We start from the raw sequence: 26,886 nt of genomic DNA, 5'->3' as shown, positions 1-26,886 counted from the left end.
AATCATAAGTGTCCAGGCTCAAAGTCCTACTTATTTGTGCTTGATATGATGACGGCAACTTATAAAAATACAGGATATTCAATTGAGTAGAATTCCTACTCACCTCCACGTGCTCTGTAGTATACCACCTCTCTTATAGGGTAACACGAAAATAAAGCATGTGGGATTTATTGATGAAATATTTGTGTCCGCGCGACTTTAGGCGCGGGGAAATGGAGGAAAAGATGAAAAAAAGATTTGTAGCTGGATTTCTTAGTTTTTTGTTAATACTGACAATTTTACCGACAATGATTCTTGCAGCAAATGATACGGTGGAGAATATTAAAACATTCAGTTTTATTGGAGGGGAAACGTCACAAGAAGATATTGATGCAGCATTTGGTGAAGGTGTCATTTCCTATACTTCGGAAGAAGTGAACGGTGAAACTATCTATACGATCCAATTGTTGAAGAATATCAATATGATGCAGGGTAATGATTTACGCATTGGAGAGTATAGGGAAAATGGACCTGCTTTACCACAAATGATCTTAGATTTAAATGGATGCATGATTACAAGTCAAAGCATTGGGTTGATCAATAACGGAAATCTGATCATACGAGATACCTCGCAGACGAAGACTGGCGGAATCAAATATTCAACGACCATGGATACAAGCAGTTTAGTAGCTATTTCACATCAAGGTGGTTTGCTAGTTATTGAAGGCGGTACTTTTATTTGTGAGAGCGGTTATGCATTTACGGGATATACAGCAGCTGTTAGTACGCAATATTCAGGAAAGACACAGATTAACGGAGGTACATTTATCAGTGATTCCAGTGCTGTTCTTTCTTCAGGTGAAACGATCATATATGGCGGTACTTTTGAAGCTCCGTATGGCATGTATGCAAAAGCAAGCAATGGTGTAGAAGGAATGATTACGATTCCAGAAGAATCGAGCGCCATTGTTGAAGCAAGCTCATTTGCTTTTGTCGTTCAGAAAGATGGCGAATTAGAGGGAAAAATCATAGCGGCCGGAGGTAATTATCATGCACCAAGTATCGTTGGTGGTGTTAACAAACCAGATACAAAGAAAGATGTCAGCATCACTGGCGGCTCTTATGTAAGTGATCCATCTGCGTGGGTTTCTTCACAATTACCAATTGCTCGATTGACAGACTCAAACAATGATCTGGTTTTCGCAGTAGGAGAAAATGCTATTTCTAACATGATGGCAACAGCAAATAAGGGAAATCAGTTGAGCATTCTATCTGGAGATATCGTACTGGAGAATGTTCCAAGTGGTATCGAAGTCACAAATGAAGGACAAGGAAATGTAAAAGTAAATGGAGTATCTGTGAAAGATATTGCTGTTATTTCTTGTCTGCATACATTAGAAAAAGTACAGGCGATTGCTCCTACTTGTACACAAGCTGGATATATAGAGTATTGGACATGCAAGATCTGCAATAAGCTTTTTAAAGATGCACAAGGTAGTGAGGAAATCAGTTTGAAAGATACGATAGTGCAGCCACTCACTCATCATGCAGTTAAGATAGAATGGAAAGATCCGACAACTATGAATACAGGCAATATCACTTATTGGTACTGTGCAGCATGTGAGCGCTATTTCAGTGATGCGGCATTGACGAAGGAAATCACCAAAGAAGAAACGATCATTCCTTGTTTGCCGATGATCATAGCAGGAGCAAATCGCACATGGAGACAAGGATCCAATGACACACTCAGCTTTACTTCTAATGCAGAATATGTTGATTTTATCCAAGTGATGATCGATGATAAAATTTTAGATCCGACGCAGTATACAGTTGTCTCAGGAAGTACGATCGTCAACTTGCAACCTGCTTATTTAATTACATTGAAACCAGGTACACATAAATTGCAGATCGTTTCTAAAAATGGAAGTGCAGAAACGCAGTTTATCATTTTGGAAAAGGCAAAAGAACCAATAGAAACGACACCGACTGTTAATGATGAAGGGAAAGACTCAGTATTGCAAGAGACAGCAGATACACAAGGAACAGATACAGGAAGTAAAAATAATATGCTGTTGTGGGGAGTGCTTTTCGTTGTTGCTGGAATAGGAATGGGGGCTGTTTTCATTTACAGTCATAAAAAAAATCATCTACATTAAGTAAGTAAAGGATGTTTCGAATCAAACGAAACATCCTTTCTTTGAAATAATGATTTATTTCAGCAAAGGGTGTATAAATTGAAAGAAAGGAATAAGTATGCTATTCTAATAAGCAGTTGAAAGCTTCAAGATGTAAACATCCATGAAGCTTTTTTTACAGTTGGGGGAATGAGCGTGTTAAAGACATCACAGTTAGAGATCTTTGTTGCTGTTGTGGATTGCGGTACTTTCAATCGTGCTGCAGAGTACTTGCATACTTCACAGCCATATTTGAGCAAAGTATTGAAATCAATGGAAGAGGAGCTGGGGAAAGTTCTTTTAGAGAGAGGAAAACAAGGAGTCACACCTACACGCGACGGCAAATTTATTTATGATTATGCACGTTCTATCTTGCGTGATCTGCATAAGATCGAAGAGTTCAAAACGGTGGATCTGACAAAGAAAGTATCGCAGTTTGGTGTTTCTTTGTATTCTTTTTTCTTAGATAAGAATCTGATTTTACGTCTGTTATCCGATCAGCTGGCGAATTCACTCACGCTTACGATGAAAGAAAACAATGTCGGGAAGTTATTTGATAGTTTATTGAATAAAGAAAGCGAATTAGGAATTGCCGTGGTGAATGATATCGAGTTTCCGGCAGTACAAAGCGGGGCAATCGCCAAAAATCTAAACTATGAAGTATTAGACAGCAGTCCTTTGTATATTCATATAGGATCGCATCAACGTGCGTATGAAAAAGAAGATGTCTATATGAAAGATTTGATCTACAGTACGTATGTGCATATTCCTTTTGATCAATATTCGAAAGCGCGTTTGGAAATCGCCATCGATGGGTATCAGATGAAAGAATTCAAACAGGAGATGGCAATCGATCATTATGATCTCATGGTCTATCTGTTGCAAGAAACAGACAGTTTTATGTTTGGAAATAAGTGGCAGAAAGAAGTGATGAGCCGCAACGGTATCAAAAGCAAGGTATTGCAGAATACGGATATCCGTATGCATTTGATCTTGTTTTCACGTAATGAGCCTTTATCGGCAGAAGGAGAAAAATTCAAGGAGCTGTTTTTCTTGGAGTATTTGCATACACCTATAACTAAAAGTATATAGATGTGTTCCAAACAAGTATTAGACAATGACTCTCTTTCTATATAGAATGTTCTCTAGTCAAATAGAAAGCAAGGGAGGCTATAGAAAGATGAAGAAGCGTTTTATACGGATCCTGTGTGGATTGTTGGCTTTACAGATTGCCATGGGCAATGGAATGTTTACCTTACATGCCGAAAACGGCAATGAGGAAACATTAACAGAAACAGTTGATTCGCAGGAAAACAGCGATAAATCAGAACATGTGGAAGACAATATTGCTATTACAGAAACTGTAGATTATACGAGTTCTTTGAAAGTAACTTTGCAAGATACATGGATGGGGGAACAAACACGATCTTTTCAAGTGTACTTGAAAGACACGGATCAAAGAAAGACCCTGAATTTTGATGAGCAGCAAAGTGATCTGGTATCGGCGAACTTTGATGCACTTGCTCCAGGTGTCTATGTTTTGTGCATCGAAGCGGCTGGTTTTGCAGCTTATGAACAAAATGTGACAATTGAAAAGGGGTATGACTACAGCATCACGGTTGCCGCCGGTTCCATGGAGATGGAAGGAATCGGAAACATGCCATATGGCGACTTCAATCAGGATGGAACAGTGAACAAAGAGGATGTTAACGCAGTGACGGATGCAATCGAAACAGGCGTCTATGATGCTAACTGCGATGTAGATGGCAATGGGGTCATCAATTTGCTGGATCTGGAAAAAGCGGTACGCATGCTGTACGTAGATGATCTTTCTTATACTGTGAAGCAGGGAAATATCGTTTCTACGATCGCTCCGGGCATCATTCAAGGAGAAGTAGGACAAGATACAGTGCAGGAAGGCAGTATTTCTGATCTGTTATCTGGTACCGGTTCCGTATCTCTGCGGCCGGCAGGAGAGCAAACGGTGATCAGTGAAGAAAATCCAGTAGCGATTTCGTTTACATTGCCTGCATCTCAGGAACAAATCGAAATGGATGGTCTGGTTTTGCAGACACCGGCAAATAATCCGATCGACACGGGAACGGTTGAAATCACCTATATGGAAAACGGCGTGGAAAAAACCGGACAGATCATCATCGGCGCATCACGTTTGCGCATGACGAATGTGATCGGTAGCGCGCAGACGGATGCCAATGGACAGTTGACGATCAAATTAAACGGCCAGCTGGCGGTGAAAAAAGTTACCATTACGATTACCTCAATGGCGCAAAAAGATGCAACTTTGGCGGAGATCACCAGCGTCGAGTTTGTCAACAAGATGGAAAACTATATTCCTGCACCGACACTGGACATACCGGAAGTCATTGAAGTGACTGCCGGAAATCAAACGATTGCAATCGCCTGGAAAAAAACAACGAACATTACCGGATATCAGGTATTGATCACTTTGGACGGTTATACAGAAGTCATCGATACAAAAAATACGAAGATCGAAATCAAAAATTTCCGCAATCGTTCTTTGGAAAATAAGAAAACATATACGATCGCGGTACAGTCGGTCAATGGAAACTGGAAAAGCGGCTATGAAAAAACGTATCAGGCCACGCCAAGATATGATTCGATCCCGGATGCACCAGATTCTTTAAAATTAAGCAGCGATTACAAGATCATTCAGGCAACATGGAGCGCACCAAAAGGGCAGGCAGCGGACAGTTATAACTTGTATTATAAAAAACAAGGAGATACACAGTATCAAACTGTGACCGGGATCACAAAGACCAACCATACGCTGTATGACTTGGAAGATCAAACAACGTATCACATTTATGTAACGGCCGTCAATGAACATGGAGAGGGTCCTGCATCATTAGAAGCAACGGTCCAGACCAAAGGAAATCAGCCGGTGATCTTCTCTCAGTACCGCATTATCAATGGCACAAAGGAAGAAGGCGAATTAAGCGATCATATCGTCAGCGTTACACGCCGTGCAGGCACGATGATGTACAATAGCCCTCTTGATCATGATGTCAGTGCACTCGGTATCGCCGACAATGACTTTTCTTCTTATTATCAGATCAATGACTGGGATGATGCGGTCACGTACCATACCGGAAATGAAGGATGGGGACTGACGATCCAGCTGGATCAGAGTTTTCAGATGGATCGCTTTGCCGTTGCGGCACCGGATGATTCCACTTATTATACGGATGCGGCCGTCTACTATTGGAAAGATGGTGTCAAACAAAAGGCACAAGGTCTTTCTCTGCAAAGAAAAAGCGATCCAAACGGACGTTCTTATTATGAGATCAATCTGGCACAGCCAATTGAAAGTGATCAGATTCAGTTGGGACTGCAGGTCAGCTATTATGGAACGCGTCGTATTCAAGTAGCAGAAGTTAGATTATATGAATATGATTCATTAGCGGACGATATTCGGGCATTGTATCAAGATGACCTGTATTTATCTTTGAACAAACAGGTGGATGAAAGTGATTTTGCAGCTTTGCAGACACGCATCGATACAACGATCAATGGTGACTATCATCCTCAGCGTGCAGCCTTGCAGGCAGAGTTGGATGCGGCAAGACAATTGTATGCAGAACAAAAGGAACTTCATGATGTGCTGCATGTGCATACCAATATCAGTGCCTCCTACGATTCTGCTTTAAAATTGTCCGGTCTAAATGCCTGGCAGCCGTTAGGCATCACAGCAAAAGCAGAAGATGAAATCGTGATCTATGTAGGAACGAACAACGGCAGCCGCGGCAGCAAATCCAAACTGCAGTTAGTTGTCACCCAGCAGCATGGAGAATATGATCAGCTTTCGAAAACGATTGCGTTGAATGTAGGACGCAATGTGATCACCATTCCTGCTTTGACAACAACAGATGTAGAAAAAGGCGGTGCATTGTATATTCAATATACCGGCAGTCAAACAAGCGACAGCTATGCAGTGCGTGTCAACGGCGGCAATCCGATCCCGGTATTAGACTTGGTCGGCATCACGGAAGAAGGAGAGCGTCAACAGCGCATCCAAAGCTATGTGGAAGAATTAAGCGCTTATGTAGAACAGCTGCAGGCAAAACATGAGGAACATAGTCGTAAATTCTTATTCTTTTCATTAGAGAGCTATGATGAAAAAACATGTGTGAACAACATGACCGATATCCTGTTGGATCACATGATGATCTCCGTGCCGGCAAGTCAGGTGTTCGACGCATTGACAAGCGGACAGGAAGAAGAGCAGATCCAATATACAGCTGATGCAATGGATGCCATGCTGGAACTGTTTTACCAGCATAAAGGCTTGAGCGATACATTTGCCCAGGAAAGCGATCCTTCGCTGATCAGCGGTAATCGCCTGCCAAGTCAGCACCTGAATATTCGTTACATGAAGATGTTCTCTGGTGCCTTTATGTATGCGGCAGGCAATCATATCGGTATTGAATGGGATTCGGTCAAAGAACTGATCCTAAAACAAGAACCAATCATCGATGAAAACGGAAAATTAGTTGAAGGTTCTTATTTTGGCTGGGGCATTGCCCATGAGATCGGACATCAGATCAATCAAGGGGCTTATGCGATCAATGAGATCACGAACAACTATTTTGCTCTGGTTGCGCAGGCAGATGGTACCAATGGCGGGGTGCGTTTTGACTATGCAGATGTATATGACAAAGTTACATCCAATGCGTTAGGCTATTCTTCGAATGTCTTTACCCAGCTGGGCATGTACTGGCAGTTGCATCTGGCGTATGATGAGGGATATGCACAAAAGATGTATGCCGATTATCAAGATATATTTGCACATCGTTTATTTGCCCGTGTGGACAGCTATGCAAGAAATAGTGCACTCTTTAATAATGGAGAGTGGGAAAGAAAACTTGTTTTATCCGGGGATAAAGATCAAGATCTGATGCGTCTGGTATCAGCAGCAGCATGCAAAGATCTGACGAGTTTCTTTACCCGCTGGGGATTTGTGCCAAATGAAGAGACGGCTGCTTTCATGAACCAGTTCCCGGAAGAAACGAGAGCTATTTACTATATCAGTGATGACGCCAAAACATTTGATCTGGAAGGAAAAGCAAGCTCTCTTGCAGGCCTCTCTGTCATCACAAATGTCGACAGCAGCGTAAAAAATGGAAATGTGACTCTTACGATCCATCCAAATGAGGCATATCAGGATCAGATCCTGGGTTATGAGATCGTACGTGTGACGACACAAAAAGGCAATATTGAAAAAGAAGTGGTCGGATTTACCAGACAAACGACTTTTACAGATACGATCACGATGGGCAGCCGCGCAGTGCATTATGAAGTGTATCCGATCGATCAGCTGACCAATCGCGGTGCGGTTGCGACAACGGATGCGCTCAAGGTCATCAGTGACGGCAGTTATGAAAAAGATCAATTCACAGTAAGTACGAACATGGTTTCCCAGCAAGACCATGCACAGGAGGCAACACCGCAAGATCCATGTGCGCCGGAAACGCATGCAGCGATCCATATGGTGCTTGATGGCGATCATAGTGAAGAATACAGCGGAGAAGCACAAAAAGATCCGTATGTATTGATCGATCTCAAACAAACCTTGGAAGTGAGCGCTCTGCGCTATCATGCCAAGTCAAATTTGATCAGCGATTATGTAATCGAAGTCAGCGTGGATGGAAAACAATATACAAGTGTTGCGACCGGTACTTTTGACATGGAAGAGGGCAGCGATACGGTGTACTTCCAAAATGGCAGTGATCCATGGGTGACAACGTATGATATCCGCTACATCAAGCTGACAGCCAAAGGACAGGCAAAACAAACGATCGGCATCACTGAATTGGATATCTTAGGCCCTTCCGGAGACAATATTGAGTTCAGCGATGATCAAGGCAGAGTGACGATCGGCAAATTAGCAGCCGAGTTTGTTTATGATCAGGAAAATGATCTATCGATTCCTGCCGGATCGATCGTATTTGCGGGCAGCTACAAAGGAAATCCCGCTTACAATGTCGTTGTGCTCTATGATGCTGATGGCAGCATCGTAGGCGGAACCAATGCCCAAGGAGAACTGGTGGCTCAACAGATCATTTTGGCACCAGATCCAGGCAATGCCCTACTAGGGGAAGTATCCAAAGGAACTTGGATCTACTGGATCGAACCAGAACATGCGACGACGCTTCCTTCACAGATCAAAGCGGAGCTGTACCGTGTGGATAACGCATGGACCAATGAAGGAGAGCGTTTGACCAGCGATACGCTGTATATCGATGTTCCTGCACAGCTGGAAGATATCGTGATAGAGAAATAAGAAAGGGGGAAACCATATGAAGAAAATAACAATCGTATGGGCTTTATTGATGATCATGCTGCTGCCTATGCAGCATGTGCAAGCCGCATCGCAAAAATCAATCATCCTCACAAGTGAAAATAATAAAGTGGATATTACTCTGCAATTGCCATCCACTGTAGAGAAAGTCACCACACTTTCGCTGCGGATGCGCTTGGAAGGGGATGTCGATCAACTTGATACAAAAGGACCGATTACGTTACAATTGGATAGCGCAATCAAAGCGGACTACATAGATACAAGGTATGATTCAACGAATCATACCTATACGATCTATCTATCAGATCCGACGATGATCATCGATAAAAATGACTTTCATTTAGGCACGATCGAGTTGCATACAAATACAGATGCAACCCAATCCTTCACCATCACCATCGCAGAAGACGGACTTTCTTATGTAGATGGCAATGAAAACCTGGATCAGGAAGTGATGACAGCTTCATTAAGCACACAGCTGGTCGTAAATGCGCCTCAAAAACAGCCGGATACAGAAAATGATACGGTTGCAGAGGAAAATCAAGGAGCTGACTCACCACTTTCACCACAACAGGATCCTTCTGTTGGTGAAACACCAACAAATGGGCAAGAGCAGTCATCAACCGATGTAGAAACGGGTACTGCACGCTATTTGTTATCCTATGCGATCATCGGCATCATTGCCAGTTTCGCTATCGTATTAGCAATAAGACAAAAGAAACAAAGATAAAATAAAAGACAATTGGAAAAGAGCGTTTCCAATTGTCTTTTCATTTGTGAAGATCATCCTGCATTAAAATACGACGACCAGCAGCATCTTAAATGGTTCCGCTGCATAGACTGCGTGGGGATGCTTAGCAGGTATGACGATCGATTCTCCCTCTTTTAAAGTATAAGGGAGACCATCGATCGTGATCTTGCCAACGCCATCCAGGCAGGTGACAAATGCATCTCCGCCAGATTGGTGGGTACTGATTTCTTCTCCTTTGTCAAATGCAAATAGAGTAATGCTGAGTGCCTCATTTTGCGCCAGTGTCTTGCTGACTACCTGGCCGTTTTGATAAGCGACTTGTTCTTTTAATACCAATACTTCCGATTGGCTGATATTTTTTAATTTTTCCATTTGTGTTCCTCCTGCTTAATCGAGTATCGTGCCGTTTGTGGAAATAGTGACCACCTGCCATGGGATAAATTTGCCGCTTGCCTGCAATGCTTTTTTCACTGCCATCTCCAGACCGCCGCAGCAAGGTACTTCCATGCGCACGATCGTTACGCTTTGAATAGCATTTGCCTGAATGATCGTTGTCAGCTTTTCACTATAATCTACTTGATCCAGCTTTGGGCATCCAATCAAAGTGATCTTGCCTTTCATGAAGGTATCATGCATCTGTGCATAGGCGTAAGCACTGCAATCTGCCGCGATCAATAATTTAGCTCCTTGATAGTAAGGTGCCTGCACCGGTGCCAGTTTGATCTGACAAGGCCATTGGCGAAGGGCAGATGTTGGATGGGAGATTGGTGCAGGGCGCTGTGGTTCTTCTCGTTGGAAGAGGCGTGCCTGTTGGGAAGGACAGCCGGGACCTTGTTTCTTTTGTTGATTTTCCAAGACTGCCTGTGCATCATAAGGAGCTGCTTCTCTTTCTATGAAAGTGATGGCATTGGTTGGACAAGCAGGCAAACAATCACCTAAGCCGTCACAGTAATCATCACGCAGCAGCTTGGCTTTGCCATTGACCATACCGATGGCTCCTTCATGGCAAGCTACTGCACAGGCACCACAGCCGTTGCATTTTTCTTCATCTATTTGAATAATTTTACGAATCATTGGGATTCCTCCTTGTTTTCCATTATTGAGTATAGTACAATCAAACACAAATTGATGTGGTTAAAACAACGAAAGGAGATTTTTTATGGATCCTTTGCAACATCCGGTTTTTCAGCAAATCACCAAAGAAGAGTATGAACAAATGTATGCGTGCGGCTGTTTGTGGAATCAAACGTATGAAAAAGAGGAAATGATCTTTCGTTCAGGTGAACAGACAAAGCGGTTCGGCATCGTATTGTCAGGCGAGATCTATATCGAAAGCAGTGATCTATGGGGCAACCGTACGATCCTGCATCAGATGGAAAGCGGAGGGGTCTTTGCGGAAACATATGCGTTTACCAATACACCGTTGATGGTCGATGTTATTGCCATGCAAAAAAGTACAGTACTGTTCATCGATATCGGCATCTTATTGTCGCCTCCTTACCAAGATCGCAGCTGGTATGCCAAACTGATCCAAAGCTTATTGATCTTATCGACCAACAAAAATTTAGCATGGTCAGCCCGTGTCTTATGCATCTGTGCAAAAAGCATCCGCAGCCGTGTCATGACCTATTTATCCGCACAAGCCATGCAGCAGGGATCCATGCAAATCACGATTCCCTTTGACCGCCAGCAGATGGCTGATTATCTCAATGTAGAGCGTAGTGCGCTTTCCAAAGAACTGGGAAAAATGCAAAAAGAAGGGATCTTGACATTTCATAAAAATCAATTTTATCTTCACCGTTTAGAGAAAGAACAGGAAACATCGTGTTCATAGAAACATCGTGTGTTCATAGAAACATCGTGTTCATTGTAAAAAAAGCAATTTTCCAGTATACTAATAACATAGAGGAAGGAAAGCGAGGCAGTATTCAGCGATGAATAACGTTTCGCTTTTCTCACATGAAAGGAATGGATAAAATGCAGCAACAAGAGAAGACATACCCGATCTTATTGCCAAAGGGATATCAGGATGGAAAGGGAGAAATGCATCGTGCAGGAGAGATGCGTAAAGGAACACCACAAGACGAGGTCCTTGCTATGTTGGACCCGCGTTCACGCCAGCAGGAAGGATTTGGCCTGATCATCTTGCTGAGCAGAGTGATTCAGCGCTTAGGAACATTAGAAAATGTGGATGAAACGATCATTGCATCTTTGGCTAAAGAAGATATAGAGTATCTAAAAGAACAATATCGCATCATTAATGAGGCATGAGGATGGAAAGACAAAAAAAAGTAGCGATCTTCAATGATCTGAGCGGTTTTGGACGGTGTTCGATTTCTGTCATGTTACCGATCTTGTCTGTCATGGGACATCAAGGCGTAGCCATACCGACGGCCATTTTATCTATGCATACCGAATTTCCGCATTACTATATGAAAGATTTTACAAAAGATCTGCCTGCTTATCTGCAAAGCTTTACACAGGAAAAAATCACGTTTGATGCGATCTGTACCGGCTTTTTAGGAAGCGAACAACAAGCAGACCTCTTGATTGATTGGTTAAAACAGGCAAATACGGGTACCATGATCATTGTAGACCCGGTGATGGGCGATCATGGACATTGTTATCCGACGATCGATGCGGCCATCGTCCAGAAGATGAAGACCATCATTCCCTATGCCCAAGTAGTATTGCCCAATTTGACCGAGCTGTGCTTGCTGTGTGACGAGGATTATCCTTCTCAGCGGCCATCTGCCACATTTTTATGCAGATGCTGTGAACAGCTCTGTGCACAGGGTGTCCGACAGGTCGTGGTGACCGGCATGGAAGAAGGCGAACAGATGTGTACGTTTATCTATGAACAGGGCAAGTATACGGAAGTATACAATCCCAAAGTGGGGATCGGCCGTCCGGGCAGCGGCGATGTGTTTGCGGCAGTGGTGAGCGGTGCTTTGCTGCAGGGAAAATCATTGAAAGAGAGCGTAACGATGGCGGCTATGTTTGTTAAAGAAAGCATGGAATTGACGCTTCAGCAGCAGACCCCGCATGCCTATGGACTATGTTTTGAACCGCTGCTGCATACGCTGTGGGAACAACTAAACTAGAGTTTTACAATATTTTACATAAATCGGATATTGCCGATCCATTGAGTATGGTATTTTGATGGATGTGAACAGAGGAGGAATGTACTATGATCATCGCAATCATCGATATAGGCTCCAACACGATACGAATGAATGTCTATCGTGTGCGAAATGGAAAATTCCGCCTGCTGTTTTCGAAAAAAGCGACCGCAGGTATCGTTTCTTATGTACAGGAGGGACGATTGAACAAAGAGGGGATCAGCATTCTTTGTTCTACATTGGATAGCTTTAATAAAGTCTTGCAGCAATTGCAGATCGAACACTGCTTCGCGTTTGCGACGGCTTCTTTACGCAATATCGACAATACCAAAGAAGTTTTGCTGGCAGTAGAAAAAAAGACAGGCAGAAAAGTCAATGTCATTGAAGGACGTCAAGAGGCATTGTTGAGCTTCTATGGAGCTTCTTTGCAATTGCAGGAAGAAGACGGCGTCTTCGTGGACATAGGAGGAGGAAGCAGTGAAGTCGTTTCCTTTGAACGTAAGACAATCATCTCCGCCTGCAGCATGCCGATCGGTTCTTTGAATCTATTCAACTTACACGTGAATGGCATCTTACCGACCCAGCAGGAAATTGATTCGATGCGCAAACATATCGAGCGGGAGCTGCATGCCTATGTCCATGCACAGGAAACGTTGTTGTTTGCAGCAGGCGGCAGTGCACGCGCAATCGAAAAACTACTTTTGAAATTAGGACAAGTGGAACATAAAGGGGAAGCAATATCGATGGAGGCATTAGAATATCTGCTGTCTTATCTATGTTCGGCAAAAGGGTCGCATTTGTTATTGAGAAATAAACCAGAGCGTATCCATACGCTGATTCCTGGATTATTGATCTTGATGGGCGTGATGCAGCACTGTCAGTGCGCGGTCCTCAAAGTAGGACGTTACGGCATTCGTGAAGGCTATTTGATGAAAGTAACAAAAAAACTGCGAGACAAATAAAGAAGGGGTTTGCATGGGAAACAATAAAAATTATGCATATACACAAAATCGTGAATTATCTTGGCTCCGCTTTAATGAGCGCGTTTTGGAAGAAGCGGGTGACCGCAGCGTACCATTGCTGGAACGGTTTAAATTTGTATCGATCTTTACCAGCAATCTGGATGAATTCTATATGATCCGTTGCGGCAGTTTATATGATATCAGCATACTAGATGAAGATTATATCGACAGCAAGAGCGGGATGTCTGCACAAGAACAGTTGCAGGCCATTTATCGGGCAACCCGCAAACTGTATCTGCTGCGCGATACGATCTATAAAAATCTGCGTCAGGAATTGAAACCGTATGTACACCGGGTTTCCTATCGGAATCTGACGCCAAAAGAGCAGGCGAAAGTACAGGCCCATTTTGATAATGATGTCTTGCCGTTATTGTCACCGCAGGTGATCGATTTTCATCATCCTTTTCCACACTTGCTCAATAAAGCTTTGTATGTCATGGCCCGTTTGAAGATCAAAAACAAAGAATTGTATGGACTGGTTCCCGTTCCGCAAAGCATCGATCGCTGTTATTACATCGATGAGGAACAGCGGCGTCTGCTGCTGTTAGAAGATCTGATCGGTGCGAATCTAGGACAGCTGTTCTCCGGGTATGCCATTGAATTTCATACGGTGATCGCGGTAACACGCAATGCGGATGTGAATTTGAATGAAGCACAGATCGATGATGATGAAGATTACCGTGAACAGATGAAAAACATCTTAAAAAAACGCCGCCGTATGGCACCGATCCGTCTGGAATTGTTCCGCCACAGCGATAAATCCTTCATCAGTTATATTTGCAAACAACTGCATTTAAGTGAAGAACAAGTCTTTGTCAGCAAGACACCATTGGATCTGTCCTATGTGTTTGCATTGGCTAAACCGCAGGAACAATCCCTGCAGCCATTTCTCTATCCCGCATTTCGACCGCAGCCAACACCGATGCTGCGCAAAGATAAACCGATCATGGATCAGCTGTTGCAGAAAGATGTCTTGCTGTTTTATCCATACGATTCAATCGATCCATTTTTACACCTGCTGAAAGAAGCATCTAAAGATAAAGATGTTATCTCCATCAAGATCACGGTATATCGTTTAGCAAAAAATTCGAAGATCATCCGTCATCTGATGGCTGCGGCAGAAAATGGAAAAGAAGTAACCGTATTGATGGAACTGCGTGCACGCTTTGATGAGCAGAATAACATCAATTATGCGGAACTGCTTGAAAACAGCGGCTGTACTGTTTTATATGGAATCGAAAACTATAAGGTACATTCGAAATTATGCTTGATCACACGGAAAAAGAAAAATCAGATTCAATATTTTACGCAGATCGGTACAGGCAATTACAATGAAAAAACAAGTGAACAATATACGGATTACAGCTATCTGACGGCACGGCAGGAAATCGGCATCGATGCAGTGAATTTCTTTCAGAACATGGCGATCGGCAATCTACAAGGAGAATATCAAAACTTGTTAGTGGCACCTTCTTCTTTAAAATCTTCGATCTTAGAGATGATCGATGCCGAGATCGAAAAAGCAAACCAGGGCAAACCTGCATATATCATGATGAAGCTGAATTCGATCACCGATCGCAAGATCATCGACAAGCTGCAGGCGGCCAGTGATTCCGGGGTGCGTGTGGAATTGATCGTACGCGGAATCTGCTGCTTATTGCCGAATGTGAGCGGCTATACAGAGAATATCGAAGTACACAGCATCGTGGGACGCTTCTTGGAACATGCCCGTGTCTATTGTTTTGGGGTTGCCCCATATCAAAGAATTTATATTTCCAGCGCTGATATGATGACCCGTAATACCGAAAAACGAGTCGAAGTTGCCTGTCCGATCTATGATGAACAACTGAAAAAACGCATTTTGCATGATCTTTCGATCATGTGGCATGACAATGTCAAAGCCCGTTGTTTACAATGCGACGGCAGCTATCTACCTTTGCCGCAAGTAGGAGAAACCATCAACTCTCAGGAAGTATTGATGCAGGAAGCAAAAGAACGTGCCAGAGAAGCATTGTTGAATCAAGCCGTAACAAAACCCTCATTCAAAGCTCGTGTCCAACACTGGTTACATCATAAGCAAAAATAATTTTTCTATAAGAAAGAGAAACCCTTTTCGTTTGCCGAAAGAGGGTGTCCTCTTTTTTTTAAAATGTTCAATATGCTGATAAATATCGCGTTTTTTTAACAAAATGTGTTCTTTTTGGGAGGGGTGTATTCGTTGACAATATTTTCCAATAGATGTATATAATAACTATACCAATACAATGGATAGCATGCTAAATGATTACTTTAGTTGATGGCTAATCCAAATCAATGAACATTCCTTTGAGAAATGAAAAAATGATCATTCATATTGGATTCTTTTCATAATGGGTAGTTTTTTTTGTCATGCAATTCCAGAGGTTTTTAAGGAGGATTGCTATGAAAAAGCGAATACTGGTATGCAGTGTAGCATTGCTCACACTTTTGAGCATACTGCCAATCTCGTCTATTGAAGCAAACGAAACCGTGGAGTCGAAGAGACAACCTTCGTTGATTACTCAAAACGTCAATCGGACAGCGTAACTTTTAAATCATTTGAAGAAGATGATACAATCATTTTACAGTACACTATTCTTGATGGAGCTGGAGAAGATGTAGTAATTGATTTAGCGCATGGTGTACTAGATACATTAGCTAATGCTACACCAACGTTGCCAGGAATTTCAGCAAAATATGTGATTCGAATAAAGAATGAATCGGGAAATGAATATCGTTACAAAGAAAATAGTTTTGTATTGGCTCCAGAAGATACAAGTCAATTTGGCAGCTTGGAAGAAGGCAGCTTGTTGCCGTTGCTGACTTACGATGGACAATATATGCCGATCATGTTAAGCGGATCCATGATTCCATATTATTTTTATAAAGATGTATTTGGCGTCAGCAGCTGTGGAAACGTTACCTTTGAAATGATGTGCCAGATTTATGATTATTTGGCAGAGAAAGGGTATACAGGAGACACTGCAATTACGGATTATATGCTCAATTACTTTAATAATCTTCATAATGCAAATTATGAATCACTAACTGTTCTTTTTGCAGAACATCCGGATTGGTTAAATGAAAAACATTGGACAGACAATGGCATTTGGACTATGACAGAAGATGATCTTCTCAAATACATTGAAGAATATCCATGGATCAATCAGTATGTTTATGTTACACCAAAAGGCAACAAATTAGATGTGCAGATCAAATGGCCGGAAACAGCATTATCTACAGCAAGTTATAATGGATTTTATTCTGAATTGTTCAGTATTGTTTACGGAAAAGAAAATGTAGATGCATTGGATCCAGTCAAAGGTACTACATTCTCTAGAGCACATGCGGTAGGAGATTATTTGCCTGGTACCGATCTGTATGAAGAGACAGATGCTTATTTTGAAAATCTGACAGAGGATGGCTTCAAAGACGGGGATACGATCGAATTATGGTCTGGTTTTGGTCTTGACGGTCCTGCAACAGGTAATAGTTATCAATACTATTCATTTTCTTTTTATAATACGATTGAACTAGAACAAGTACAGCCGATCAGTGTGGAACCTGCTGATATTACGATTTATACAGGCGGTAATGGATATGATGGAGTCATTTCTGGTGTAGATGGCAGCACAACGGAAAGTGAAGGATTCCCAACACCAGGTTTCCATTTGACATTGCCGGAAGAGTTACAAGAAAAATTAGGATCCATTCAAGATCTGTCCAATCTGGTAACGTTTAAATATGATGATGGCAAAGGAACGACACGTGCATGGAATCTGGAATTGTATGGTGTGCCAGACCACAGCAATGATAAAGTTGGTTATGTTTATAAGCTGGTTCCGGCATTAGAGGGCCAAGATCCGGTTCGTATGCTGCTGGAAGATGAACAAGGAAATGCAATTGTTTCAGATGATTTTAATGCATCTGTAAATGAGCAGTATAAACAATATGAAATGTCGATTTACAGCGGCGCATTGGATGTTGGCTATATTACGGCAGAGATCACGGTCAATGGAAAAACATATACATATCCGGTAGAACAAAGTACAAGTGCAACATTGACCGTACGTGCAAATATTGATGAAGTGCATGCACCAATCGTAAATGATGAAAGCAAAATCGCTTCTGGCGATTTTGCCGGTGTATCTGTTGAAAATCCGACTTACTTCGTGAATGATAACAATGTACAGGTTGCCGATATTTCCGGTGTCAGACTCATGGTAGATGAATTGCTGGATGAGGATGTATTGGTAGACTATTTGATGAATAATGATAAGGTTACATTACCGGAAGGTGACAATCTTACATTTGAACAAAAATATATGGATCTGGTAGATACCAATAATGGTGATGCGTATCTGACAATGGGTGAAGGAGAAACAACGACCGTATACTGGCCAGTACCTGAAGATTACGTTGAAGGAAACGATGTCTATATTTACCATTTCAGCGGTGTAGACAGAGATTATAATACTGGCGATGTTGAGGGAAATATCGATGAACTCATTACGATCATCCCTACATTGGAAACGATCAATGGAAATCAATACTTCGTATTTGAAACTTCTAGTTTCTCACCATTTGTATTGGCTTACGCAAACAATGAAAAACAAGAACCAGCACAACCAAGTGACCCTCAGAAACCGACAGATATACAAAAACCAACCACATCAACGGAAACTACAGATGCAGCTCCAGATACAAGTACATCCGATAATGTAGTATCATGGATGATTCTGTTGGGTGCATCCTCCTTATTGACTGTTGCTTTTCTGCTCAAAAGAAAAATGAGTAATTAATTGTCAATAAAAAAAGAGCAGTCGGATCCATCTGGCTGCCTTTTCGAAAAAGGATCACATATTGATGAGAAAATTAACAAAAGAGCAGAAAATCAATATCTACAAAAAAAGAAAGGCCGGAGCAACGATCAATGCATTGGCAAATGAGTATTCATTGCGCAAAGAAAGTATCAAATATTTATTGCGTTTGATTGATCAGCATGGTTATGATATTTTACATGAAGGCTATTGCCGCCGTTACAGCAAAGAAGAAAAGGAAAAGGCTATTTTAGAAGTATTAGAGCAAAACAAAAGCATTGGAGAAACGGCAATCAAATACGGTTTATCCAGTAAGACAGCATTGACGAATTGGATAAAAAGTTATATACAGAATGATTATCATGTAGTTGAAAAAAAACGTGGTCGTCCGGCACACACTTTTCATAAAGTTTCTAATTAAGATGTTAGCAGATTACATCAGATCTCTTGATTGAAAATGAAAAAGAAGATAAAAACCTCTTTGTTCGTATGCAGGCAAAGAGGTTTTTCTTGTTTTTGATTTCTGTGCGGATAAGAGTTTGCATGCATTGCGATGCAAAATGGGGAAAAACAAGAAAAAAGCAAGGTTTCCATTTGCTTTTGTATGTTATGATGAAATTGGCTTCATGGAGGAAAAATAATGAAAAAACATACACTTGCGCATCGGCGTGTATTGGATTATGCCTATCTGGATATACATGCTTTGTACCGTGATTTTCATCTGTCTTCATCCGGGTATACGGATGAGGAAGTAGAAGAAAGCCGCTTGCATTTTGGAAAGAACAGCGTGACAAATAAGACATCGGATACAGTTCTTTATCGCTTGCGAAGAGCTTTTGTGAATCCATTTACGATCATTTTATTCGTGCTGGCAATCATTGATTTTATGATGAACATCGTATTGGCTTCGCATTATACGCGCAATCCGACCACTTTTCTGATCATCTTATGCATGCTCCTTATCAGCGGCATCATTCGTTTCATACAAGAATTACGGTCCAAACGCATTGCTGATTTTTTGGATCAGATGGTAAGTGCTGCTGTACTTGTACGCAGAAACGGAGAATGGAAACAGGTGGCAGTGCAGGATCTGGTCGTTGGCGACCAGGTGCGTCTGCTTGCCGGGGATCGTGTGCCGGCAGATATTCGTATTATAGCAGCAAATGATCTTTTTCTCTCACAAGCGCTCATAACAGGAGAAAGCATGATCTTGGAAAAAAAGACCGATATCTTGTCAAAGGAGCACTTGCAGGATTTTGCGCAGTATACCAATATCGCTTTTATGGGATGTTCGATCATTGGCGGTAATGGAGAAGGCATTGTTTTGGCCGTTGGTGAAGATACAGTGTATGGCGGACTTGCTGCCAAAGGGACAAATGAAAAAAATGAATTTGATAAAGGGGCAATCTCCATCGCACGCGTTTTGATTCGTTTCATGATGGTCTTGATACCGATCGTTTTTATTGTCTGTGCTTTGAGCAATGGTAACTGGCTGTCTGCTTTCTTATTTGCTTTATCGGTTGCTGTTGGCCTTACACCGGAACTTCTTCCAATGGTCATCAATGCCTGTTTGGCCAAAGGCAGCGTGGCAATGGAGCATAAACAGACGGTCGTGAAGAATATCAATGCAATGCAGGGATTTGGCAGCATGGATGTATTATGCGTAGATAAAACAGGTACTTTGACCGGAGAAGAGATCACTTTGGAATATTATATGGATATCTTTGGCAATGAGTGTCAAAAAGTATTGGATTATGCTTATATCAACAGTTATTATCACACAGGGGTCGTCAATCCGTTAGACAAGGCGATCCTGCGTTATCAGACGATACCAGATCATCGCACACGGTTTCAGCGTCTGTTGCAGATGCATAAAAAAATAGATGAACTGCCTTTTGACTACCAACGTAAATTCGTTGATGTATTGGTGGAGAATGAAGCAGATTCGTTGATGATCATCAAAGGCAACATGGATGCTGTCTGTGCGCGTTGTACGCATGTAGAATACAAAGGAAAACGATACGTGATCGACGATGCTCAAAGAAAAAGCATGCATGCGATCGTGGACGAGATGCTGGAAGATGGCATGAAGGTGCTGGCCATTGCTTACAAGAGCGAAAAAACACAACAGCTGACAGCAGAAACAGAACAGCATTTTACCTTATTAGGCTATTTGGCTTTTTTTGATGCACCGAAACAAAGTGCGGCAAAAGCAATGGAACAATTGCAAAAGCTGCATGTAGGCGTGCGTGTACTCACAGGTGATCAGCAAGCAGTCGCTGTTTCGATCTGCCGCAGATTGGGCGTGGATACGACCAAGACTTTGACAGGCAGTGAATTGGCAGCCATCAGTGAAGAAGAACTTTCTGTCAAAATTGAATATACCAGCATATTCGCGGAATTGTCTCCGAAACAAAAAGCACAGATTGTCCAGATCTTAAAAGAGAATGGTCATACGGTAGGCTTTTTAGGGGATGGATTGAATGATCTGCCAGCCATTGTCACTTCGGATGTCGGCATCTCGATCGATACGGCTGCAGAGGCAGTGAAAGAAGCAGCTGACGTGATTTTGCTGAAAAAAGATCTGAATGTATTAGAAGAAGGTATCAAAGAAGGAAGAAAAGCATTTGCAAATGTAATGAAGTATATCAAGATCACTGCTTCATCCAATTTTGGGAATATCTTTTCTATCGTGATTGCCGGTGCCTGTCTGCCATTTCTTCCAATGACCTCATTACAGATTTTGCTGTTAAACCTTTTGTATGATGTATTGTGTCTTTCTCTGCCATGGGATCATGTCGATGAAGAGATGTGCCTGCAGCCGCTGGAGTGGTCGGGAAAAACATTGAGCCGCTTCATGCGTTTCTTTGCCCCCATCAGTTCTTTTTTTGATATTCTGACTTTTTTGTATTTGTTCTTTATGTTATGTCCCTCTATTTGCGGAGGTCCTTTTGCTTCTCTCTCCGATATCATGCAGGTTCGCTTCATTGCGCTTTTTCAAACCGGATGGTTTCTGGAATCTATGTGGACCCAGGTGTTGATCTTGCATCTTTTACGCAGTGCAAAACTTCCTTTCGTACAAAGCAGACCGTCACATTTCTTGATTCTGGTGACTGTATTCGGTACTTTCATATTCACATTAGTCACATTTACACCGGTTGGCAGCTGTTTAGGACTGACATCGCTTCCACCTGTTTACTTTATCTTTTTGCTGTTTGTCGTGATGGCATATCTATTTTTGGTCTCGCTTGCCAAAATACGCTATAACAAACGCTATCATGAACTTTTATAAGAAAGGGGAATGCAACTATGAAACAACATATCGGATTGGTCTCCCTGGATTCCTCTTTGATTGAATGGCTCTGTGAACAGCTTCGCACACAGGCTCCTTATACGCCATCGGCAAAAGAATTGCTGGAGGCTTTTTATGATCTGGATAATGGACATATTCACTCGCTGATGTTAGAAAGAGAAGACCAGGAAAGAAATCGGGATATACAAGATCGAATCTATTGCGGCTCCCTTGTGATTGACCGGAAGAACCGCAAGGTGATCCGTGATGGAATAGAACTCTCATTGACTCCGAAAGAGTTCGATATTTTGTATTTCTTGGCGTATCACCGCGGAGAGGTATTCACGAAAGAACAGATTTATCAAGCGGTATGGGAAAATGATTATTTATTTGATGACAGCAATATCATGGCATTTATCCGGAAGCTGCGAAAGAAAATAGAACTTGATCCGGATGCACCTAACTATATTTTGACGATTTGGGGCATTGGTTATAAATTTAATGATCAGATTTAAAGAAAATCTGATTTTATCGCAAGAAAATTGCAAGAATTGTTTCATGTGATTGTTCTTGCGATTTTTTTATACTGCAAAAGGAAACCAATACGTTGCCTATGCAAAGTATGTTTTCAAAGGAGGTATGAAAAATGAACAGGAACCATGATCAGATGAAAGATGTTTTAGAAAAAGAAAATATGGTCCATCAAAAACAGAAGGAAGCCATTGCATATGCGGCCATGCACCCTGTCCCATCTGTTTTTAAAAAGTATCATACGACATTTCGCGGATTGAGCAATGAAGAAGTAGTTGCAAACCGGGAGGCATATGGTGCAAATACCGTGACCCGCGAACAGAAAAAATCACTGAGAAAACAAATATGGCAGGCATTTATCAACCCCTTTACTATTATTTTGTATTGTCTGGCCATCGTGTCCATGATGACAGATATGTTGTTTCCGTTCTTTTCGCTTTTTGGAAGCACACCGGATGATTTTGACTGCGTAACGGTGATCATCATTGTTACGATGGTTGCCATTTCCGGTCTGCTTCGTTTTGTCCAGGAATCCCGAAGCGGAAATGCAACAGAAAAATTATTGAAGATGATCACAACTACCTGCAGTGTAACACGCAAGAATAAAGAGAAGATCGAGATCTTGATGGAAGAGCTGGTCGTGGGGGATCTGGTGCATCTTTGTGCCGGCGATATGATTCCGGGCGATGTGCGGATCGTGGAAGCCAAGGACCTGTTTGTCAGTCAATCCAGCTTGACAGGTGAAAGTGAGCCGATCGAAAAAACAGCAATGATCAGTGAGCGAAAGAAAAGCTTGACGGATTATACCAATATTGCTTTCATGGGCAGCAATGTGATCTCAGGCAGTGCCGTTGCTGTTACCATCTGTGTGGGAAATGATACCTTATTTGGATCCATGACAAGTTCCATAGCTCAAGAAACGCCAGAAACGAGTTTTACCAAAGGGGTCAATGCCGTTTCCTGGGTGTTGATCCGTTTTATGCTGGTCATGGTTCCCCTGGTATTTATCGTCAACGGAGTGACAAAGGGAGACTGGCTGAATGCTTTCTTATTCGGTATTTCCATTGCCGTAGGGCTCACACCGGAAATGCTGCCGATGATCGTAACGACTTGTTTAGCAAAAGGTGTTGTATCCATGAGCAAAAAGAAAACCATCGTCAAAAATTTGAATTCCATTCAAAATTTTGGCGCCATGGATATTTTATGCACAGATAAGACCGGTACACTGACACAAGACAAAGTTGTGCTGGAGTATCATTTAAATGTCAACGGCGAAGAAGATCTGCGGGTATTGCGTCATGCGTATCTCAATAGTTATTTTCAAACAGGCTATAAGAATTTGATGGATCTGGCAATCATTCAGAAATGTGACGAGATCGGTGGACAGGTACTTGAATTTATGGAACTGTCAATGAAATATACAAAGATCGATGAGATCCCGTTTGATTTTGACCGACGCCGCTTGAGCGTCGTCGTACAAGATCAGATGGGAAAAAGGCAAATGGTGACCAAAGGTGCTGTCGAAGAAATGCTTTCGATCTGTACCTTTGTGGAATGTGACGGCATTGTGCGGCCATTGAATGAAAAGATCTGTAAACGGATCTTAAAAACGGTAGAGGATTTGAATGAGAAAGGATTTCGGATATTAGCAATCGCACAAAAAAGCAATCCTTCACAAACAGATACTTTTGGAAAGAAGGATGAATGCGAGATGGTTCTTTTGGGGTATCTGGCATTCTTGGATCCGCCGAAAGAATCCACTGCTGCTGCAATCAAAGCTTTACAGGAACACGGCGTCAATACCAAGATCTTGACTGGCGACAATGAGAAAGTAACGCGTACGATCTGCAAGCAGGTTGGTTTACAAGTGCAAACGATGTTGTTAGGTTCCGATCTGGAAAATATGAGCGATGCCCAGTTAGCAAAAGCAGCAGAGATCACAGATGTCTTTGCCAAACTGACACCGTCGCAGAAGGCTAAGATCGTTGCTGTATTGCGGAAAAATGGACATGTTGTTGGATTTATGGGAGACGGGATCAACGATGCGGCCGCCATGAAAAGTGCAGATATTGCCATTTCTGTCGATACGGCAGTAGATGTTGCCAAAGAATCGGCAGATGTGATCTTGCTGCAAAAAGATTTACGGGTATTGGAACAAGGGATCATCGAAGGCCGCAAAACGTACGCAAATATGATCAAATATATCAAGATGACAGCTTCTTCGAATTTTGGAAATATGTTCTCTGTCCTCATTGCCAGTGCTTTGCTGCCCTTCTTGCCGATGATGAGCGTGCACCTGATCATTTTGAATTTAATTTATGATTTATCCTGTACTGCTATCCCATGGGATAATGTGGATGAAGAATACATCAAGAAACCGCGTAAATGGGATGCTTCCAGCGTAGGAAAATTTATGTTATGGATCGGTCCGGTAAGTTCTATATTCGATATCACGACCTATTTATTCATGTATTTTATTTTATGTCCGCTCTTTATTTCAAATGGAGTTGTCTTCCATGATCTTCCACAGCATTTCAGCGGTGCACAGTTATTGTTGTTGCAGGCGAAGTATATCGGTCTGTTCCAGGCAGGATGGTTCGTAGAATCCATGTGGAGCCAGACATTAGTCATCCATATGATCCGTACTTCCAAATTGCCGTTCATTCAAAGCTATGCTTCGACTCCTGTCACCTTCTTGACATTAAGCGGTATCGTACTATTAACGATCATTCCGTTTACTGCCTTTGGCGCAGCCTTGGGTTTTATCGCTTTGCCTGCAGCTTACTTTGCTTATTTGCTTCCATGTATCTTGTTGTATATGGTGCTGACAACGGTTTTGAAAAAACTCTATATTTGCCGATACAAGGAATTTCTATGATCGGCATAAAAAAACGGTAGGATCCATGTGAAAGATCATACCGTTCTTTTTAAAATTCTTTTGGATCTTCCTTTAATCGTGTGATGAAAGGAGCTGCCGCAAGTGCGATGACGATACCGACCGCAGCTTGAATGACATTGCCGATAATGCCGCCAAGACCGACGATCCAAGATGCATTTAAAATGGAATCCGTGACATAATAACCGGCGATCATCCAGATCGATCCCAATAGAAAAGCCGGTATTCGTAGACGCATATTTTTATGAATCAGAACTGAAATCAAGAGACCTTCTATTCCCTTGATCAAGATCGTAGCAATGGCATACGTACCGTAACCTCCGGCAATATCAGCAAATGCACTGCCGGCTCCGCCAACCATGAAAGAGGCAAAAGGACTTAAAAATCCTGAAAATAATAAGATAAAGCCGTCTCCCAGATTCAGATAACCGCCGATCGAATTTGGCAGTTTCAAAAAAAGGGTCGAAATAAAGACCAGAGCAATTCCTAAAGCACCAAAAACGAGTTCTCTTGTATAGTCATGTTTCATATATGATTTCCTCCTGTATTGATTATAAAAGAATACTGTATCATAATAAATAGACAGAAAATGAATAAAAAAAGAGGACAGTTATGCTATACTGGATAAGGTGATCCAATGAAAAAGTATGAAACGATCTATTTCCAACTGAAAGAGGAAATCTTGCAAGGTTATCGCCGGCAGGGAGAGAAAATGCCGAGCATTCGCTACTGTGTCAGGCAATTTCATGTCTCACAGACCAGTGTGGAGCATGCATATGCACAATTGCAGCTGGAGGGTTATATTCGTGCACGGCCGCAAAGCGGCTATTATGTAGCGTTAAGCGAAGAAAATCGTCGACTGCATGCTGCTATGCAAGAACTGTCCCCTGTAGCAGAAGAACCGCAGATTCAATTTGATCTGCGTTCCCAATCCATCTTGACAGAAGAAAACGAGCTGGTCATCTGGAAGCAATATCTGAAACAAGCAATGAATCACACGGCGATTTCTTCTTATGGGGAGGCGCGTGGAGAATATGCACTGCGTGTTTCCTTGATGAAACATGCTTCACAGGTACGCGGTGTGTTGGCGCACGAAGAACAATTGATCATTGGTGCCAGCGTGCAGTCCCTGTTGTATCAAGTTTGCGGATTGTTAGATAAACCGGCTAAAGTAGCAATTCAAAAAGATATCTACCTGCAGGCACGCCGTGTATTTGAAGATTATGGAATGGAAGTAGCGGATGTTTCATTGGGAGAGAAAATCTTTAGCATGCAGGAACTGAAACGATTGCATCCAACGATCTTATTCCTTCATTCACCCAGTCTGTTTGAAAAAGAAAAATTTGATGAACAGGCAAGGAAAGAACTGATGGAGTATGTACAGAAAGAAAATATCTTGTTGATCGAAGATGATCATAACGGAGAGCTCAATTATTTGCGGGAAGGCAGCCGTGCACTTGCGGCAATGGATCCATCACGATCCTGTCTGTATATGGGGTCTTTTTCCCGGATCCTGCTTCCGGCTTTGCGTATCAGTTATATGATCCTGCCGCAGCCGCTGGCAAAAAAATATCAGGAAAGAGAACCGTCCTATTCCCCCAGCGCATCGAAACTAGAACAGCTGGCGTTTGCATCGTATATTGCGGATGGTCATTTGCGCAGAAGGATCACACGTTTAAAACGGCAGTATCATCAAAAACACCAGTTGATGCTGGAAGAAGCAGCGCATTTGCACTTGCACTGCGTACGGATCGAAGAATCCTTGACACGTTATCATTTTGCATATGAAAGGGATATCGATGCTTTTTTGCAACGCTTGCAAAAGCAGGGGATTGCGATTGATGGATTTACTTCGGATACATTTATCATCTCATTTGCCGCTTTGCCCTATGATCAATTGTCAAAAGCATTGACACAATTAGCAAAGCTTCGCTAGAATAA

18 protein-coding genes are annotated in these 26,886 nt (G+C 42.1%); 15 read left to right on the top strand and 3 right to left on the bottom strand.

The window, feature by feature from the left end:
* Nucleotides 1-158 precede the first annotated feature (158 nt).
* From BQ9859_RS10755 to BQ9859_RS10740, 4 genes are all read left to right on the top strand, one after another.
* The gene (locus BQ9859_RS10755) at nucleotides 159-2,135 is read left to right on the top strand and encodes a hypothetical protein (protein WP_235846435.1); all 1,977 of its coding nucleotides are present in this window, start codon (nucleotides 159-161) and stop codon (nucleotides 2,133-2,135) included.
* A 174-nt stretch (nucleotides 2,136-2,309) separates the two neighbouring features.
* Nucleotides 2,310-3,245, top strand: a complete 936-nt coding sequence (locus tag BQ9859_RS10750) for a LysR family transcriptional regulator (RefSeq protein WP_075878170.1) — start codon at nucleotides 2,310-2,312, stop codon at nucleotides 3,243-3,245.
* Between the two features lie 88 nt (nucleotides 3,246-3,333).
* Nucleotides 3,334-8,475: a fibronectin type III domain-containing protein gene (locus BQ9859_RS10745; RefSeq protein ID WP_235846434.1), complete on the top strand. Its 5,142-nt coding sequence runs from the start codon at nucleotides 3,334-3,336 to the stop codon at nucleotides 8,473-8,475.
* Nucleotides 8,476-8,491: 16 nt separating this feature from the next.
* Nucleotides 8,492-9,223 (top strand): hypothetical protein, encoded by a 732-nt coding sequence (locus BQ9859_RS10740; RefSeq protein WP_075878169.1) that lies wholly within the window; start codon nucleotides 8,492-8,494, stop codon nucleotides 9,221-9,223.
* 63 nt (nucleotides 9,224-9,286) lie between these two features.
* On the opposite strand, the gene BQ9859_RS10735 is transcribed toward BQ9859_RS10740, so the two are convergent.
* Both BQ9859_RS10735 and BQ9859_RS10730 read right to left on the bottom strand, forming a co-directional pair.
* Nucleotides 9,287-9,616: a cupin domain-containing protein gene (locus tag BQ9859_RS10735; protein WP_075878168.1), complete on the bottom strand. Its 330-nt coding sequence runs from the start codon at nucleotides 9,614-9,616 to the stop codon at nucleotides 9,287-9,289.
* Nucleotides 9,617-9,631: 15 nt separating this feature from the next.
* Nucleotides 9,632-10,318, bottom strand: a complete 687-nt coding sequence (locus BQ9859_RS10730) for a 4Fe-4S binding protein (RefSeq protein WP_075878167.1) — start codon at nucleotides 10,316-10,318, stop codon at nucleotides 9,632-9,634.
* A gap of 85 nt (nucleotides 10,319-10,403) precedes the next feature.
* On the opposite strand from BQ9859_RS10730, the gene BQ9859_RS10725 reads away from it, so the two are divergent.
* The 10 genes from BQ9859_RS10725 to mgtA (BQ9859_RS10680) all read left to right on the top strand — a co-directional run bounded on the left by BQ9859_RS10725 (nucleotide 10,404) and on the right by mgtA (BQ9859_RS10680) (nucleotide 24,927).
* The gene (locus BQ9859_RS10725) at nucleotides 10,404-11,078 is read left to right on the top strand and encodes a Crp/Fnr family transcriptional regulator (protein WP_075878166.1); all 675 of its coding nucleotides are present in this window, start codon (nucleotides 10,404-10,406) and stop codon (nucleotides 11,076-11,078) included.
* 143 nt (nucleotides 11,079-11,221) lie between these two features.
* The gene (locus tag BQ9859_RS10720; protein WP_075878165.1) at nucleotides 11,222-11,515 is read left to right on the top strand and encodes a hypothetical protein; all 294 of its coding nucleotides are present in this window, start codon (nucleotides 11,222-11,224) and stop codon (nucleotides 11,513-11,515) included.
* Between the two features lie 2 nt (nucleotides 11,516-11,517).
* A complete protein-coding gene (locus BQ9859_RS10715; protein ID WP_075878164.1) occupies nucleotides 11,518-12,348 on the top strand; it encodes a pyridoxamine kinase in 831 nt (276 codons plus the stop codon).
* A gap of 86 nt (nucleotides 12,349-12,434) precedes the next feature.
* Entirely contained in the window at nucleotides 12,435-13,328 is an 894-nt protein-coding gene (locus BQ9859_RS10710; protein ID WP_075878163.1) for a Ppx/GppA phosphatase family protein, read from the top strand.
* Nucleotides 13,329-13,341: 13 nt separating this feature from the next.
* The gene (ppk1, locus tag BQ9859_RS10705; RefSeq protein WP_075878162.1) at nucleotides 13,342-15,474 is read left to right on the top strand and encodes a polyphosphate kinase 1; all 2,133 of its coding nucleotides are present in this window, start codon (nucleotides 13,342-13,344) and stop codon (nucleotides 15,472-15,474) included.
* Between the two features lie 631 nt (nucleotides 15,475-16,105).
* A complete protein-coding gene (locus BQ9859_RS10700; RefSeq protein ID WP_143404424.1) occupies nucleotides 16,106-18,208 on the top strand; it encodes a hypothetical protein in 2,103 nt (700 codons plus the stop codon).
* A 64-nt stretch (nucleotides 18,209-18,272) separates the two neighbouring features.
* Complete coding sequence (locus tag BQ9859_RS10695) at nucleotides 18,273-18,647, top strand: transposase (protein WP_075878160.1); 375 nt, start codon at nucleotides 18,273-18,275, stop codon at nucleotides 18,645-18,647.
* 219 nt (nucleotides 18,648-18,866) lie between these two features.
* Nucleotides 18,867-21,518: a magnesium-translocating P-type ATPase gene (mgtA, locus tag BQ9859_RS10690; protein ID WP_075878159.1), complete on the top strand. Its 2,652-nt coding sequence runs from the start codon at nucleotides 18,867-18,869 to the stop codon at nucleotides 21,516-21,518.
* A gap of 17 nt (nucleotides 21,519-21,535) precedes the next feature.
* Nucleotides 21,536-22,033, top strand: coding sequence for a winged helix-turn-helix domain-containing protein (locus BQ9859_RS10685; RefSeq protein ID WP_075878158.1), 498 nt, complete (start codon nucleotides 21,536-21,538; stop codon nucleotides 22,031-22,033).
* A 131-nt stretch (nucleotides 22,034-22,164) separates the two neighbouring features.
* A complete protein-coding gene (mgtA, locus tag BQ9859_RS10680) occupies nucleotides 22,165-24,927 on the top strand; it encodes a magnesium-translocating P-type ATPase (RefSeq protein WP_075878157.1) in 2,763 nt (920 codons plus the stop codon).
* A 49-nt stretch (nucleotides 24,928-24,976) separates the two neighbouring features.
* Here the strand turns inward: mgtA (BQ9859_RS10680) and BQ9859_RS10675 are convergent, their stop codons facing one another.
* Nucleotides 24,977-25,474, bottom strand: coding sequence for an ECF transporter S component (locus BQ9859_RS10675; RefSeq protein ID WP_075878156.1), 498 nt, complete (start codon nucleotides 25,472-25,474; stop codon nucleotides 24,977-24,979).
* A 108-nt stretch (nucleotides 25,475-25,582) separates the two neighbouring features.
* Here BQ9859_RS10675 and BQ9859_RS10670 point away from each other — a divergent pair, with 108 nt between their 5' ends.
* Nucleotides 25,583-26,881: an aminotransferase-like domain-containing protein gene (locus BQ9859_RS10670; protein WP_075878155.1), complete on the top strand. Its 1,299-nt coding sequence runs from the start codon at nucleotides 25,583-25,585 to the stop codon at nucleotides 26,879-26,881.
* Nucleotides 26,882-26,886 lie beyond the last annotated feature (5 nt).

It is taken from the genome of Merdibacter massiliensis, from assembly GCF_900155395.1.
GTDB classification, from domain to species: domain Bacteria; phylum Bacillota_I; class Bacilli_A; order Erysipelotrichales; family Erysipelotrichaceae; genus Merdibacter; species Merdibacter massiliensis.
The sequence above is the reverse complement of the archived record's forward strand: the minus strand, read 5'-3'. Positions and strand labels throughout refer to the sequence as shown.